The organism is Streptomyces sp. NPDC051105 (assembly GCF_040682795.1).
GTDB lineage: Bacteria > Actinomycetota > Actinomycetes > Streptomycetales > Streptomycetaceae > Streptomyces.
On sequence record NZ_JBFBBR010000001.1, the window covers coordinates 427,957 to 442,239 of the forward strand.

Genomic DNA, 14,283 nt, shown 5'->3' on the forward strand with positions numbered 1-14,283 from the left:
CACGCGGGCGCGACGAGACACGAACGAGTGAGACTGGCCCTGGGTCAGGGGTGGGAAGTCTCAGGTCCCACCTGTGCCGTGGGCCTCGCGGGGAAGGCCTGCCGTCAGGTACGCCGCCACTCCTGCGGGTGTCCCGCCGCACACCAGTTCCACCCGCCGGACGAGCCGGGACGCGGTGGCCGGGAGGTCGTCGCGGGCGAGCGCGCACAGGGTGAAGCCCGCGGCGGGAAGGGCCGCGAGGACGGCGTAGACGGGCCCGGTCGGGGCGGCGGCGGGGGCGAGGCCGGGCGCGCCGAGGAGAGGGTGCCCGAGTCGGCGTAGGGCAGCGCGCGGCCGGCGCGGAGCCCCCGGAGGGGCCCGCGCCGGCACCGGAGGCGATGGCACCGCTCACCGGTGGGTGTCAGCCCACGGGGAGCGCCGGGGCGAGCGGGGGCCGGTCCGGCAGGAACCCGTGGGCCCGGCGGGCCAGGTGGTCCGCCTTGTAGCGGTCGACCCGTCGGTGCCAGTTCAGGATTCCGGCCATCCAGTTCTGCAGATCGCGGACATAGCCGTCCATGGCCGCACGGGCCTCGGCGGGCAGCTCGAAGTCGTCGTACAGAACCGGGAGTTCATTGCCGACGACATGCTCGAACTGCTGCATCCGCTGGGTCATCAGGTCGTGCACGACGCGGAGCGCGGTCGGGTAGTCGACGCCGAAGAAGTTCTGGACGACGAGGATCGCGTTGTGGAACTCGCCCTCGTACTGGATCTCCTTCTGGTAGGAGAAGACGTCGTTGATGAGCATGCCGTAGTCGATGGCGGCGTTCTCCAGGGAGCGGACCGGGCCGCTGCGGTAGACCTCCGCGGGGATGGCGGGGCCCTGGCCGCGGCGGGCCAGGCTCAGGGTGAGGTCGGAGCCGAAGGTCGCCCGGCGCATCTCCAGGAAGTCGACGGGGTCGGGGATGCGGTGCTGGAGCTGGTTGGACATCTCCCAGAGCCAGCTCTCGGTCATGCTGTCGACGGACTGCCTGAGAGCCAGCCGGTCTTCGGGGTTCATCCCGGCGGTCGTGCGGGCCCACAGGTCGATCAGGCCGCGCTCCATGCCGGTGGCCGGCACGGGGACGGGCTCGTCGGCGAGGGGCATGCAGGCGGAGAGGCGGGCCGTCGTGAGCCGGGCGCCGGCCAGGTCGCGCCGGGTGCCGAAGACCAGGGGGTAGTAGTCGTCCGCGTAGGTGCCCCAGGCCAGCCAGTCGGCGCTGAGGTCGAGTTCCTCGGGGGTGGCGTCCGGGTCGAGGCCGGCGGAGCAGAGCACCAGGTCGGAGGCGGCGAGTTTGTCCTCGTCCCAGACACCTTCGGCGAGCATGCCGGTGGCGTGCATCCAGGCGGTCAGCCGGGGGCGGGCGGCGTCGAGGTGCGGGCTGAGCTCGACCTCGTAGGGCATGTGGAAGTCGGGCAGGAGGGAGGGCCCGACCTGCTGGAAGGGCACATGGGAGTAGGCCCGCAGACGCTCCGCGGCGGCCGAGGCGAGCAGCGCCCCGACGTCGGCGGCGGAGGTGCCGGGCCCGCTGAGGTGCTGCCAGGGGGCGGACCGGGTGGCGCCCTGGTTCATGTAGCGGCTGGACCGCATGTGCCACTCGTGGCCGCCGGACTGCCAGTCCTGCAGGCCCTTGGTGTAGGCGGCGATCGCGGCGGCCTCGCCGGGTGTGAGGCCCTTCTCGGCGGCGAGGGCGGGCACTTCGGTGAGAGCGGTGTGCTCGAACTGGTGGAGGCGGGAGGTGAGGATGTCGTTGACCGTGTCGGCGGCCTCCGGGGTGGTGCAGTCGAAGAAGGTCTCCAGGACCAGCACGCCGTTGCTGTTCTCGCCCTCGTCCTCCACCTCGCGCTGGTAGGAGAACAGGTCGTTGCGCAGGTGGACGGCGTCGGCGAAGGTCTCCATCAGCACCCGCAGCGGTCGCGTCCCGGCGGCGGCCGCGGGCACCTCGGCCGTCGCGTACTCGACGAGTCCCGCCGACCAGGGGGCGCCGCCGACCTTGCGGCGCATCTCGATGTACTCGACGGGGTTGGCGATCCGCCCCTCGTTGATGTTGGCCAGCTCCCACATCGACTCGTTCAGCAGATGCTCGGTGGCGACCGCGAAACGGCGGCGCCAGTCGACCGACATCGACGGCACCGTGCGCGCCCACAGGTCGGCGAGGCCCGCCTCGACCGGGTTCTGGGGCTCCGGCACGGGCGTCGCGGGGTCGAGCGGCATGAACAGAGGGAGCCGGTCGAGATGGGCCTTGCCGGCGGCGCGGTCCTGGGTGCGCTTGTACATGTCGAGGAAGTGGTCGTCGAAGAAGAACACCCACACGTACCAGTCGGTGATCAGCGACAGGGCGGGGCCGTCGCAGTCGGGGTGCGTGTAGCTGCACAGCAGGCCGTAGTCGTGCGCTTCCAGGTCGGCCTGGGTCCAGATCCCGGAACCCTCCAGCATGCCCATCCCGCGGGCCCACTCGGTGGAATGGGCCCGGGCCTCCTCCAGGTGCGGGTTGAGCCGCGCGGGATACGGCATGTAGAAGTGCGGGAGTTCGAACGGCTGCGTCATGGCCGGGGCCCTACCCGTGGGCTCCAACGCCCATCCACCGCAGGGCACATGATCACACCATCGCGTGAACCGGGGCGGAATCCGGGAACTTCGGCGGGCCTGTGTGGCGTCCGCCGGTCACTCCTCGCGCCCCGGCCCCGTCTCCGTATCCTTCAGGCGCCGCTGTGGGTCCATTCGCCGGACCAACGGATAGGTGGCCTTCGCCACCGCTGACAGAGCCGGTCATACGACGTCCGTCCTCATCAACGGCATCAAGTCGCTGCCGATGTGCCCGCGTTGACCTGGATCAGGGCGTGGGTGCCGGCCGTACGCCAGCGCTGTCCCTCGGCCGCGTCCAAGGCCGCCTCGGTGTCCGCGGCCAGGCCGGTGATCACGTCGGACTTGAGGGTGCGCAACGCGGCCACCGGACCCGGGAACCAGGCGGTGACCTCGGCGAAGGGGGTGGTCGGCGGCCAGAGCCGATCGCCGACCAGACGGCGGTAGTTGAGGTCACCCTTGAAGATCGTGAGGGCGGCGGAGGCGAACTCGGCGCGCAGGTCCCCGGGCATCTCGGTGTACGGCAGCGGGGCACAGGAGAAGGGGTGGGCGCGTACGGTGAGCCGGCCGTCCGACATCGCCGACCAGAGGGTGCGGCCGTACCCGGCGGCCGCACCGGGCGCGGCGGTGAGCCTGCGCAGGGCGTCGAGCACGTCGGCGGTCGTGGCGTCCGAGACGTAGTAGGGGTACGGCTTGATGTGCAGGACCGCGTCAGCGATCCGCCCGGTGTCCAGGAGGTGGGCGATCAGCAGCAGGTCGGGGACGAGTTCGCGGCCCGCGTTGTCGGCGACGAGGCACAGCGTGCCGCCCCGGAGCAGCCGCCACAGGTCGGCGCTGTCGTCGGCGACCAGCGCGGAGACGGCCTCGCCGGACTCGGCGGAAAGGCGGAATCCCAGGTCGGCGCGGTTGCCCCAGAGGGAGCCGTGCAGCAGGGCGCGGTCCGGGTCGTCATCGAGGGCGTCCAGCGCGGCCAGTTCCTCGTCGGTCTCCTTGGCGTCGAGTTCGGCGAGCTTGAAGGGGCGGAAGGGGTCGATGCCCTGCCAGGGGCCGGGGCCGAAGTAGCCGACGGCGTCCAGAAGCCGGCGGTAGAAGTAGCTCTCGGACCACAGCCACGGCACGTCGAACCAGGACTGCCCGAGGTGACCGTCCAGACCCCAGCCGCGCCACCGGTCGCCGTCGGGCAGGGGTTCGATCACGCCTTCGGTGCAGTTGTGCAGCAGCGCGTCGAGGGCGCGCCGCTGTCCGGGGCCGTACGGGAAGGCGTCCCGCACCTGACGGATGATCGCCGGGTGCCGTTCGGCCAGCACGCTGCGCGGGAACGGGCCGGTGGTGCCGAGGATCACGGGTGCGGCGGCGGAGTCGGGCATGGCGTCACGCTATCGCGCGGGATGCCCGGCTCCGCCGAACCGGCGGTGCCGGTCACGCCGTTCTGATCTCGCGCTCCAGCTGGGTGGCGAGGGTCATGTAACGGGCGCGCCGGTGCACCGGGACCAGGCCACGGATCATCAGGTACCACATCTCCGCGACCCTGCGCGGCAGTCGTCCCACCGGCTCCAGGTTGCGTCCGGCGACCCGGGTGCCGACGAAGAAGCAGACCAGGGAGTGGGCGACCACCCCGACGTCGATGTCCGGGTGGACGTCGGACTCCTTGACCGCGCCCTGGAGTTTGCGCGTGGCGAACTCCAGGCCCTCCGTGAACGGATGCCTCAGCGGCGGCCGTACGGTGACGTCCGCGGTGGCCAGCCGCAACCCCGCGCGCGGGATCGGGCCTTCGACGGAGAGCCGGGCGATCGCGAACGTGGTGCGCATCAGGGCCTCCAGCGAGGAGTACCCGCGACTGTCCAACTCCTTCACCAACTGGCCGGAGGTGCGGGACTGGAGCTCCATGATGGCGTGCGCCAGGTCCTCCTTGGCGGCGAAGTGGAAGTAGAGCGCCCCCTTGGTGACCTTCGCGTGTTCGACGATCTCACTCAGACTGGTGGATTCGTAGCCACGCCGGTCGAAGAGGTCGGCGGCGGCCGTGATGATCGTGGCGCGGGTCTGCTCCGCGCGTAACTGCCTCGCCATCGACTCAACACTCCTCACGGCTCCAAACCGACGGGGCATGCGGTTTGTTTTTTACCCCGTGCACACGATAGCTCACCGTGAGGGAACGGGTGGCAACCTGTGCAGACCTGGTGACGGACCCGTGCAACTCGCGGGTGTGGCCTCGCGATCGGCGACCACACTGCACAAACGCACGAGAGCAGAACACGCCACTTCCTCGCGTTCATGCCGGTTTCCCGAGGCGATGCGGGCGGGCGGGCGCACATCGGCGAGCACCACGATACGAGCCGGACGGTTGGTTCTCAATGGCGCCCGCGCAGTCCGCAAACGGGACGACCCGGTCGGCGCCCCACACACCGCCCTGCCCTGTGATCAACCGCAGTGAACGGTACGCGCCCGGATCCCGTACTCACCTCAGCAGACCCCGTACCCGCGCTGCCTAGGAGACGTCCCGATGACCCGGACGACCGCCCGCCTGACGGGAGCCGCCGTCGCGGCTCCGCTGCTGCTCCTGTCGTGGGCGGCGGGGTCCGCCCAGGCGCACGGCGCCCCCACCGACCCGGTCAGCCGGGTCTACGCCTGCTCCCCCAGCGGCGGCAGCGCGGCGACGGCGGCCTGCAAGGCGGCGATCGCGGCGAGCGGGCAGAACTTCGTGGCGTGGGACAACCTGCGGGTGGCGGGGGTCAACGGCCGTGACCGGCAGGTGATTCCGGACGGCAAGTTGTGCAGCGGCAACCTGCCGGCGTACAAGGGGCTCGACCTGGCGCGCGCGGACTGGCCCGCGACCCGGTTGACCCCAGGCGCCCGGATGACGATGACGTACGCCTCGACGATCGCGCACGCCGGCACGTTCAAGCTGTATCTGACGCGGCAGGGATACGACCCGACGAAGCCGCTGACGTGGTCCGAGCTGCCCGCGCAGCCGTTCGCCGAGTTCAAGGACCCGGCCCTGACGAACGGGGCGTACCACTTCACCGCGAAGCTGCCTGCCGACCGGACAGGCCGTCAGATGCTGTACACGATCTGGCAGAACAGCAGCACGACGGACACCTACTACTCGTGTTCCGACGTGGTCTTCACGGCGAAGAAGGACGGCGGGGCGACGGCGAGCGCACGGCCGCGGGCGAGTGCCACGCCGACTCCGAGAGCTTCCGAAAGCCCGACTCCCTCCGCTTCGAAGAGTGTTGCCGTCCCGACACGGCGCACGGCGGCGGCCACGGTCTCCCCAAAGACCGGAGCCGCCGCCGCGGACAGCACTCCCGTGGCCTCCGACACGGACCCGGGCTCGGGCCCGTCGGCGCCACTGGTGGCGGGCGGCGCCGCCGCGGTGCTGGTGCTCACCGGGGGCGCCGTCCTGGCGTTGCGTCTGCGTCGACGCTGACGCCTTTACGTGAAGGTCAGTTGACGAAGACGGTGGCGCCGTTGTCGGTGACCGGGGCGTACTTGGCGGTGAAGTAGCCGGCGGAGGGGCAGAGGATGGAGCCGGAGGACTTCGTGAACGCCTGGCTGCTGAAGGCGAGGCTGTTGTCGCTGTTGGAGCTCGTAGCGGACAGGCTTGCGGCCTGGTAGACGCAGGTGATGCTGCCCAGGAGGGTGGTCAGCTTCACCGTGGTCTGGATGGTCGAGCCGCTCGGCGGGGTGACCGTGACCGTGCCGTCCGAGGAGACCGCGGTGGTGTACGGCAGGTTGTCGACCGTGATGCTGGAGACGCCGGTCACGCCGGTCACGTTGCTGGTGCAGCTGCCGAAGGTCTGCGCGGTGGCCGACTCGATGGCGGTGCCGGGGGCGGCCGGGTTGTCGGTGACCGTCGCGGTGAAGGTCGAGGCCGCACAGGTGATGCCGCTGGTGCTGGTGGCGCTGGAGTAGAGGGTGGCGGTGGTGCCGCTGGCCAGCGACGCGCTGAGGGTGTCGCCGACCGCGACGGCGGTGCCGCCGGCGCTGCCGGTGGTGAGCACGGCGCCGTCGGCGGAGGCGGGCACGGTGGCCGCGACCGAGAGGGCGACGACGGTACCGGCCAGGGCGAGGAGGGATCGCGTACGCATGCGGGTTGCCTCTTTCTTTGGGGGGACTTGCGTGGGGTGAGGAGAGGTGGGGGGTTCAGGGTGGGCGCGGCTGCGCCGCCAGCCGTTGCCGGCCCGTGACGCCTTCTCCGTACGTGACGGACCGACAACGGCAGCCGAGCCGGACACCGGCCGAAAGCCTGGGGGGGTTAGGCCTCCGGCCGGGCCGGTTGAGGGCGTGCGGGCACGGGCCCTGGGGGGAAGCGGCCGTGCCGACGCCGTGAGCGGAGCGGTGATCGAAGAGGCCGGGAAGCGGCCGATACCGCTCGGCGGATCCGGCGCCACGGATCCGAAGGAGACCAGGGAGAGTTGTAGACCTGATCAACCGTCAACGTCAAGGTCAATCAGGGGAGTTGAGAAACCGATCAAGGGAATGCAAGGTCGGAACACAATTGACGCATATTCAACACCCTTTTTTCACAACTGCCTTGACCCTTTAAAGTAACCGCCGGTAACTTTCGGCGTGGCTACTGCTGCGTAACGAGAAGGTCCTCGCGTCCGCCGGGAGTTGTGAGGAGGCGTGCGCGGCAGCCGCTGTCCGCGCCAGGACAACGTGCCACTGAAGCCCAACCCGCGTCTTAATGCATGGGAGCAGACATGGCCTCGTCCCCGGACGTTCCGTCCGCCGACAACACGCCTGAGAACCCGGGAAGCGGTTCTCTTTCCGACACACCAGACACCGCCGGGGACACCGGACGGGGACAGAGACGGGGACGGGTCCGCGGACGCCGCGCCGCCGTGATGGCGGTGCCGGCCACCCTGGCCGTCGCCGGACTCGCGGTCCTGACCGCTCAGGGGGCGCTGGGGGTGACGCTCTACATCTCCGGCATGCCCTTCACGGTCACCGCCAAGTCGCTGGACGGCACCGGCTTCGAGCAGTTCGGCGCACTCGACACCATGGCCGACGGCAGCCCGAACGCCGGTGACACCGGCGGCCAGGTACTGGTCGTCACCTCCGCGATCAAGAAGGCGACTCTGGACAGCCTGTGCCAGAGCGTCGACCTCGGCGGCACCAACCTGCTCATCAAGGCGGGAAGCGGCTCGTCGAAGGTGCAGGCGACCGATCTGACCACCGACTCGACTCTGCTTACGGGCGACGCGTCCTTCAACAACATCGAGATCGGCAACGACGCGAGCACGCTCACCAAGGCCGGAGTCAAGGGACCTTTGGGCGTCTTCAGCCAGCAGGCCGACACCGTGCACATCGACAACCTGCGGCAGACCAACTACAAGACCACCGCCGGGACGTTCACGCTTCCCGGCCTGAAGCTCAGCTTCAGCGACACGGGTTGCTGATGTCCGGCACAGACACTCCGCATGGGGGGTGGCGGCCCGCCTTCCGCGGTTGGCGGGCCCGTCGGCCGTTCTGGGGCGGGCTGCTGCTGACCCTCGGCGGCGGGTGGATCCTGCTCACCGAGAAGGCCTCGCTGAAGGTCGTCATCCATGTCGGCATGCAGGGCGTGGCGGGCTATCTGCTGCCGGTGGTGATGGTGGTGTGCGGCCTGCTGGCCCTGTTCAGCCCTTCGCAGCGCCTCTTCTACTCCATCGTCGGCATCCTGTGCTCCCTGGGCTCCTGGGTCACCTCCAACCTGGGCGGATTCTTCGTCGGCCTCGCCCTCGGGGCCGTCGGCAGCTGCATGATCTTCGGCTGGCTGCCCGACCAGGAACCGCGGGTGAGCCGGCGCAAGCGGCGCAAGGCCGCGCCGGCCGACGCGCAGGGTTTCGGGGACGGTGCGGGAGAGCCGGCCTGAAGCCGTGGAAGAGGCGGGTCGAGACCTTCGGGCCGCCTCTTTTGCATGTGCGGGGGCAGACGCCCGCTCTCCCCGCCACTTCCCGGCTCCACCGGTGACAGGCAGGCTCTGCTTCCCGTCCGCACGGCAGCCAGGCAGACTCGACTGACCAGTTCGTACGGGGCGGCCCGGCGGAGCGGCGGCGGCTTCGCGCACCCGCTCCCCACCGCCCATATCACCGAGCTACCCGCAAGTGCGGGATCAGGAGGCGTCAGCTCGTCGTGACGGTCGGCTCGGTGGCCGTCCCGGGCTCCGGCCGCGCGGGGGCCGAGGCCGGCTCGGCCGACCTCTGTACCGACGTCGGCTCCACGGGTGCCGCCGTGCCGTCCGTCTTCATCGCCTTCGCCTCGCTCTTGAGGATGCGCATCGACTTGCCCAGGGCCCGGGCGGTGTCGGGCAGCTTCCGGGAGCCGAAGAGCACGATGAAGACGATCGCGACGATCAGCAGATGCCAGGGTTCGAGTCCGTTGCGGAGCATGACCGCCCCCTCCCATTCTCACGTTGTTCCGTGCCGACGGAGGGTGCTTCCTGCACCCGGGCCGGGCAGCGACGATTGCTACCTTGCGCAACTGTACAACCCGGGTTGGGAGGTGGTGCACTGACACGGCCTCGTGATCGCTACGGCCGGCCTCGGTCGTGGCGTGCCCGCACCGCCCTCAGGGCCGCGGCGTACAGCGCCAGGACGGCGGCAAGCAGCAGCGGGTAGGCGGGCGGCAGCCCGGTCATGCCGACGGCCGCCCCCAGGGGGCTGGGCGGGACCAGCAGGCCGACGGCGGCGAGCGCGGCGGCGGCCCGGCCGATGGGCCCGGGCCGGGTGCCGCCGCGCAGCAGGAACATCACCAGGGCCTGGGTGAGCAGGTTCTCGGTGAACCAGGCCGAGTGGAAGACGGCCTGGTCGTCGAGGGCGTCGGGGCCGCGCAGGGCGAGCGCGAGCACGCCGAAGGTGGCGAGGTCGGCGATCGCGTTGAGCACGCCGAAGCCGGTGATGAACCGCAGGAAGGCGCGCGGTCGCAGCACGGTCGGGCGGCGCAGTGCCGCCGGGCCGGGGCGGTCGTGGGCGAAGGCGAGCTGGGCGGCGTCGAAGCAGAGGTTCTGGACGAGCACCTGGGCCGGGAGCATCGGCAGGAAGGGGAGCAGCAGGCCGGCACAGAGCATCGCGATGACGTTGCCGAGGTTGGAGGAGAGGGTGACCCGCAGATAGGAGGCGATGTTGGCGCTGCTGTGCCGGCCGGCGGTGACGGCGTGCCCGATCGCGCCGAGGTCCTTCGCGGCGAGCACGACGTCGGCGGTCTCGCGGGCGAGGTCCACGGCGGTGCGGGGCGCGATCCCGACGTCGGCCGCGCGCAGGGCGGGGATGTCGTTGACGCCGTCGCCGAGGAAGCCGACGGTGTGCCCGGCGGCGCGCAGCCCGCTGACGATACGGGCCTTGTCCTCGGGAGTGCAGCGGGCGACGACGCCGGCGTCCAGGTCGAGGGGATCACCGGCCACGGTCACCCGGTCCGCGTCCAGGCCGAGGTCCCGGCAGGCGCGGGCGGCCGTGGCGGGGTGGTCGCCGGTGAGGACGCGGACGGTGATGCCGAGCCCGGTGAGGCCGCGCAGGGCCTCGGCGGCGCCGGGGGCGAGGGCGTCCCGGAAGGTGACCAGGCCCCGGAAGGTGAGGCCGTGTTCGTCGGCGGCCGTGTAGGGGCGGGTGCGGGCGGATGCTTCGGCGGTGGCGACGGCGAGGACGCGCAGCCCGGCGCCGGCCTCGCGGGCGGCGAGGGCGAGGTGGCGACGGCGTTCGGCGGGGTCGAGGTCGCAGCGGCCCAGTACGTCCTCGGCGGCGCCCTTGGTGACGAGGACATGGGTGCCGAGGCGGCCGGCGAGGACCGCGGTGGCGGTACGCCGCCCGGGGTCGAAGGGGACCGCGCCGATGCCGTCGTGGTCCTCGCCCACCGGTCCGGCCGCGGTGAGCAGGGCCTCGTCCAGGGCGTCGGCGGCGGGCAGTTCGGCGAGCTGGAGGGTCCACCAGGCGCCGACGGCCGCCCAGCGCAGCACCTCCGGGTCGTCCTGCCCGTCGGGACCGAGGGCGCGTTCGACGACGGGGCGGTCCTGGGTGAGGGTGCCGGTCTTGTCGAGGCAGAGGACGTCGACCGCGCCGAGGTCGTGCAGGGCGGGCAGCCGTCGTACGACGACCCGGTGGGTGCGGGCGAGCAGGGCGGCGGCCCGGGCCAGACAGGTGGTGACGATCACCGGGAGCATCTCGGGGGTGAGCCCGACGGCGACCGCGACCGCGAAGGGCAGCGTCTCCAGACCCCGGCCGCGCAGCGCGGCGTTGGCCATGAGGACCAGCGGCGGGGTGAGCAGCATGAACCGGATCAGCACCCAGGAGATGCCGTGCACGGACCGGTCGAAGGCGCTCGCCGCGCGCCGGCCGCCCGCCGCGCTCTGCGCGGCGGCGAACCGGGTCCGCTCCCCCGTCACCACGACGACCGCCGTGGCACTGCCCGAGGCGACCCCGCTGCCCTGGAAACAGAGGTACGGCTCCTGGAAGGGGCCCGCGTCGGCCGCGTCGGGGATCTCGGCGGCGGCCTTCGCGACGGGCGCCGACTCTCCGGTGAGCGCGGACTGGTGCACGGTCAGCCCACGGGCGCGCAACAGCCGTACGTCGGCCGGGACCAGGTCGCCGGGGCCGAGCCGTACGACATCGCCCGGGACCAGTTCGGCGACCGGGACCTCCCGGGCTCGCGGTTCCGTCTCCTTCCCGGTGCGGCGCAGCACGGTGGCGGTGCCGGCGACGAGTTCGCGCAAGGCGGCCAGGGAGCGGTCGGCGCGGTGTTCCCCGGCGGCGCGCAGCCCGCAGCTGACCGCGACCAGGGCGAGGATCACGACGGCCGTGCCCCAGGAGGCGACGGCGGCGGAGACCAGGCCGAGGGTGAGCAGGACGGTGGTGAAGGGGTCGCGCAGAGCCCGGGCACAGCGCAGCGGCCAGGAGGCGGTGTGCGGGAGGGGCGGGGTGTTCTCGCCGGCCTCGGCGAGCCGGGCCGCGGCCTCGGCCTCGGTCAGTCCTCGCGGTCCCGTGTGCAGCCGGCGCAGCACCTGCAGCGCGGTGGCGGCCTCGCCCTCAGAGTCCACGGAGGTGGCGAGGGGCCGGGAGTTCGGCGCCGGTGGTGCGGGCGGTGAGGCGGCCGACGAGGAGGCGTACGACATCGACCACGTCCGGGTCGTCCACCAGGTACACCTGGCGGCGGCCCTCCCGGCGGGAGCGGACCAGGCCGGCGAGCTTCAGCTTGGTGAGGTGCTGGCTGACGGCGGGCAGCGCGCCGCCGACCCGCTCGGCGAGGCCGGTGACATCGCTCTCGCCCTGCGCCAGCGCCCAGACGATGTGCAGCCGGGCGGGCGAGGCGAGCAGCCCGAAGGCCGCTGCCGCCTCCGTGAGCACGTCCGCGGAGGGGTCGTCGTGGCCGCTGCCGGGCGCTGTCGCCACTGTCGTACTCCTCCTGTCCACCGCGTCGAGGGGACCCGTTCCGGATCGAAGGGAACAGTCTAGGACGCGGGAACTTCTCCGTGACCACGTCAGTTTCTACGTTGTTGTAGAAGTAAATTCCTGGCAAGCAAGGCTCTTGGCAAGCACATACCGACCGAGGAGTGAGTGCGCATGGCTCTGTGGGACCGCATCAAGGACTCCGCGACGCAGATGCAGACCCAGCTCGTGGCGAAGAAGAACGACCTGAAGAGCGGTGCGTTCCGCGATGCGAGCATGGCGATGTGCGCGCTCGTGGCGGCTGCCGACGGCACCATCGATCCGGCGGAGCGGCAGCGGGTCGCCCAGCTCATCGCCACCAACGAGGTGCTGCAGAACTTCCCGGCGGACGACCTGCGCCGTCGTTTCGAGGAGAATCTGAACAAGCTGACCGCCGATTTCGCCTTCGGCAAGGTGAGTGTGCTCCAGGAGGTCGCCAAGGCGAAGAAGAAGCCGGCCGAGGCGCGTGCCGTCATCCAGATCGGCATCGTGATCGGCGGCGCGGACGGCGACTTCGACAAGACCGAGCAGGCCGTGGTCCGCGAGGCCTGCTTCACCCTCGACCTGCCGCCGCACGAGTTCGACCTCTGACCGTCCGCCAGGTGTGAGGGGGCGCGCTCGACGCCTCGGGCCGCGCCCTCATCCCCGGCCGCCCACCGACGGAGGGTCCTGTTCCGCGGCGCCGGAAAGCCCGGCACCTCGCCGTTCGACGAGTCCGCGGCGCTCGATGCCGGCCTGCCCGCACCGGGCCGGGATCGGCTCGCCGGCCGCCTGGGAGGCGCTGTCGCCGTGGATGGGCCGACCAGGGCCAGTGCCCGCAGACTCACGCATCTCACAAGTCGGCCAGCTTCGGGAGCAGTTCCGTCGCGGTGGCCGCCGAGGCCGGGGACGCGGACGAACGAACGGATCTCTGCCAGGGCCGAGTTGGTCGTGTCCTCCAGGATCATCGTGCGTCCGACGGGTCGACCGCGATCGAGCGGTGGGCGCCCACACCGGTGCCACGGCCGTACCAAAGGCCTGCGCCGCGAGGTTTTCGGCGGTCTCGTGGGCGTGACCGACCCGGTCGAGCGCCTCGGGCGGTACGACCGGGTCGGCGACGGCGTCGGCCAGCCGGACGAGTCCGGGCAGGCCTAGGCCGTTGCCGTCGAGCACGACGCAGGAGCGCGCGGGCACCTGTCGCGGTATGTCGCTGGTGTTCTCCAAGGGAGATCGGGCGGGGTGCGGGTCAGCTGCTGAGGCCGGCCTTCTTCAGCCAGGCCTGGGCCACATCCAGCGGGTCCTTGTTGTCGGACTGCACCTGGGTGTCCAGGTCCAGCAGGGTCGCCGTGTCGAGCTTGGCGGAGACCGCGTTGAGGGCGTCGGTGGCCGTCTGGTTCAGGGCGCTCTTGTAGACCAGGGGCTGGACGTTCTCGAAACCGAAGAGGTTCTCGGGGTCCTGGAGGACGACGAACTTCTCCTTGGTGATGGTCGGGTCCGTGCTGAAGATGTCGGCGGCCTGCACCGCGTTCTTCGTCAGGGCCGCCTGGGTGAGCGGGCCGCCCGCGTCCAGCGCCTTGAAGGACTTGAACTCCAGCCCGTACACGGACTTCAGGCCCACCAGGCCCTGCTGGCGGGTCTGGAACTCCGGCGAGGCGCCGATGACCAGGTCCTTGGCGATGCTCTTGAGGTCGGCTATGGAGGACTTCTCGGTGAGGTTGTACTTGGCTGCGGTCGCCGCGTTGACCGTCACCGTGTCCTTGTCCTGCGCGTCCGCCGGGTCCAGCAGCGTCAGCTTGGAGTCGAGCTTGGCCTCGACGGCCTTGGTGGTCTCCTCGACGGTCTTCGGGGTGGCCTTGGGGTCGAGGTAGGCGAGCAGGGCGCCGTTGTACTCGGGCAGGACCGAGATCGAACCGTTCTTGAGCAGACCGTAGGTGGTCTCGCGGCTGCCGATGTTCGACTTGTAAGTGACCTTGACGCCCTTGGCCTTGAGAGCCTCGCCGTAGATGTCGGCGATCAGGATGCTCTCGGCGAAGTTGTTCGAGCCGACGACCACGGTGTCGCCACTGGCCTTGCTGTCGGACAGCGGGTCGGACTTGCTGTCGTCGGAGGAGGAACAGCCCGCCAGCAGGGCCGTCGTCGCGGCGAGCGCGACCGCCGCCACGCCTCGGTATGTCCGGATTGACCTGCTGGGAAGGGTGTTGGAAGTCACGGTTGCCGTTCCGGGAGCTGTGGGCGGAAGGGTGGGGGTGTTGCGAACCACGTGGGGTTGTTGCGAACCACTCCGCACGATCCAATCCAGCCGGTTCT

Annotated in this window: 13 protein-coding genes; 4 read left to right on the forward strand and 9 right to left on the reverse strand. The window is 71.1% G+C overall.

All coding sequences use genetic code 11. The features are described 5' to 3' along the window. Nucleotides 1–60: 60 nt before the first annotated feature. The 4 genes from AB0N16_RS01995 to AB0N16_RS02010 all read right to left on the reverse strand — a co-directional run bounded on the left by AB0N16_RS01995 (nt 61) and on the right by AB0N16_RS02010 (nt 4,666). Nucleotides 61–384: a hypothetical protein gene (locus AB0N16_RS01995; protein ID WP_365792033.1), complete on the reverse strand. Its 324-nt coding sequence runs from the start codon at nt 382–384 to the stop codon at nt 61–63. Between the two features lie 16 nt (nt 385–400). Next, nucleotides 401–2,563 (reverse strand): germacradienol/geosmin synthase Cyc2, encoded by a 2,163-nt coding sequence (gene cyc2, locus AB0N16_RS02000; protein WP_365792035.1) that lies wholly within the window; start codon nt 2,561–2,563, stop codon nt 401–403. 251 nt (nt 2,564–2,814) lie between these two features. Further along, nucleotides 2,815–3,966, reverse strand: a complete 1,152-nt coding sequence (locus AB0N16_RS02005; protein ID WP_365792037.1) for a damage-control phosphatase ARMT1 family protein — start codon at nt 3,964–3,966, stop codon at nt 2,815–2,817. A 52-nt stretch (nt 3,967–4,018) separates the two neighbouring features. Next, on the reverse strand, nt 4,019–4,666 hold the full coding sequence (locus tag AB0N16_RS02010) for a ScbR family autoregulator-binding transcription factor (protein WP_365792039.1): 648 nt from the start codon (nt 4,664–4,666) through the stop codon (nt 4,019–4,021). 433 nt (nt 4,667–5,099) lie between these two features. Between AB0N16_RS02010 and AB0N16_RS02015 the strand changes: the two genes are divergently transcribed. Then, the gene (locus AB0N16_RS02015) at nt 5,100–6,026 is read left to right on the forward strand and encodes a lytic polysaccharide monooxygenase (protein WP_365792041.1); all 927 of its coding nucleotides are present in this window, start codon (nt 5,100–5,102) and stop codon (nt 6,024–6,026) included. A 16-nt stretch (nt 6,027–6,042) separates the two neighbouring features. Here AB0N16_RS02015 and AB0N16_RS02020 read toward each other — a convergent pair whose 3' ends face one another. Beyond that, on the reverse strand, nt 6,043–6,687 hold the full coding sequence (locus AB0N16_RS02020) for a Tat pathway signal sequence domain protein (RefSeq protein ID WP_365792043.1): 645 nt from the start codon (nt 6,685–6,687) through the stop codon (nt 6,043–6,045). Nucleotides 6,688–7,302: 615 nt separating this feature from the next. Between AB0N16_RS02020 and AB0N16_RS02025 the strand changes: the two genes are divergently transcribed. Both AB0N16_RS02025 and AB0N16_RS02030 read left to right on the forward strand, forming a co-directional pair. Further along, nucleotides 7,303–8,001: a DUF6230 family protein gene (locus AB0N16_RS02025; RefSeq protein ID WP_365792045.1), complete on the forward strand. Its 699-nt coding sequence runs from the start codon at nt 7,303–7,305 to the stop codon at nt 7,999–8,001. Continuing rightward, the gene (locus tag AB0N16_RS02030; RefSeq protein ID WP_365792047.1) at nt 8,001–8,456 is read left to right on the forward strand and encodes a DUF6114 domain-containing protein; all 456 of its coding nucleotides are present in this window, start codon (nt 8,001–8,003) and stop codon (nt 8,454–8,456) included. Before AB0N16_RS02025 ends, AB0N16_RS02030 begins: the two co-directional genes overlap by 1 nt. A gap of 250 nt (nt 8,457–8,706) precedes the next feature. On the opposite strand, the gene tatA is transcribed toward AB0N16_RS02030, so the two are convergent. The 3 genes from tatA to AB0N16_RS02045 form a co-directional block, all read right to left on the reverse strand. Further along, on the reverse strand, nt 8,707–8,973 hold the full coding sequence (gene tatA / locus AB0N16_RS02035) for a Sec-independent protein translocase subunit TatA (RefSeq protein WP_365792049.1): 267 nt from the start codon (nt 8,971–8,973) through the stop codon (nt 8,707–8,709). A 140-nt stretch (nt 8,974–9,113) separates the two neighbouring features. Beyond that, entirely contained in the window at nt 9,114–11,609 is a 2,496-nt protein-coding gene (mgtA, locus tag AB0N16_RS02040) for a magnesium-translocating P-type ATPase (protein WP_365792051.1), read from the reverse strand. Then, nucleotides 11,599–11,961, reverse strand: a complete 363-nt coding sequence (locus AB0N16_RS02045) for a metalloregulator ArsR/SmtB family transcription factor (RefSeq protein ID WP_351710267.1) — start codon at nt 11,959–11,961, stop codon at nt 11,599–11,601. Before AB0N16_RS02045 ends, mgtA begins: the two co-directional genes overlap by 11 nt. 171 nt (nt 11,962–12,132) lie before the next feature. On the opposite strand from AB0N16_RS02045, the gene AB0N16_RS02050 reads away from it, so the two are divergent. Next, a complete protein-coding gene (locus tag AB0N16_RS02050; protein WP_351729144.1) occupies nt 12,133–12,588 on the forward strand; it encodes a TerB family tellurite resistance protein in 456 nt (151 codons plus the stop codon). 634 nt (nt 12,589–13,222) lie between these two features. Here the strand turns inward: AB0N16_RS02050 and AB0N16_RS02055 are convergent. After that, entirely contained in the window at nt 13,223–14,185 is a 963-nt protein-coding gene (locus AB0N16_RS02055) for an ABC transporter substrate-binding protein (RefSeq protein WP_365792054.1), read from the reverse strand. Nucleotides 14,186–14,283: the final 98 nt, after the last annotated feature.

Excerpts from the sequence above, each read along its gene's own strand:
- AB0N16_RS02025 (WP_365792045.1), top strand. The coding sequence starts at position 7,303 with ATGGCCTCGTCCCCGGACGTTCCGTCCGCCGACAACACGCCTGAGAAC.
- AB0N16_RS02010 (WP_365792039.1), bottom strand. The coding sequence starts at position 4,666 with ATGGCGAGGCAGTTACGCGCGGAGCAGACCCGCGCCACGATCATCACG.
- AB0N16_RS02015 (WP_365792041.1), top strand. The coding sequence starts at position 5,100 with ATGACCCGGACGACCGCCCGCCTGACGGGAGCCGCCGTCGCGGCTCCG.
- AB0N16_RS02050 (WP_351729144.1), top strand. The coding sequence starts at position 12,133 with ATGGCTCTGTGGGACCGCATCAAGGACTCCGCGACGCAGATGCAGACC.
- cyc2 (WP_365792035.1), bottom strand. The coding sequence starts at position 2,563 with ATGACGCAGCCGTTCGAACTCCCGCACTTCTACATGCCGTATCCCGCG.
- AB0N16_RS02005 (WP_365792037.1), bottom strand. The coding sequence starts at position 3,966 with ATGCCCGACTCCGCCGCCGCACCCGTGATCCTCGGCACCACCGGCCCG.
- AB0N16_RS02030 (WP_365792047.1), top strand. The coding sequence starts at position 8,001 with ATGTCCGGCACAGACACTCCGCATGGGGGGTGGCGGCCCGCCTTCCGC.
- tatA (WP_365792049.1), bottom strand. The coding sequence starts at position 8,973 with ATGCTCCGCAACGGACTCGAACCCTGGCATCTGCTGATCGTCGCGATC.
- AB0N16_RS02020 (WP_365792043.1), bottom strand. The coding sequence starts at position 6,687 with ATGCGTACGCGATCCCTCCTCGCCCTGGCCGGTACCGTCGTCGCCCTC.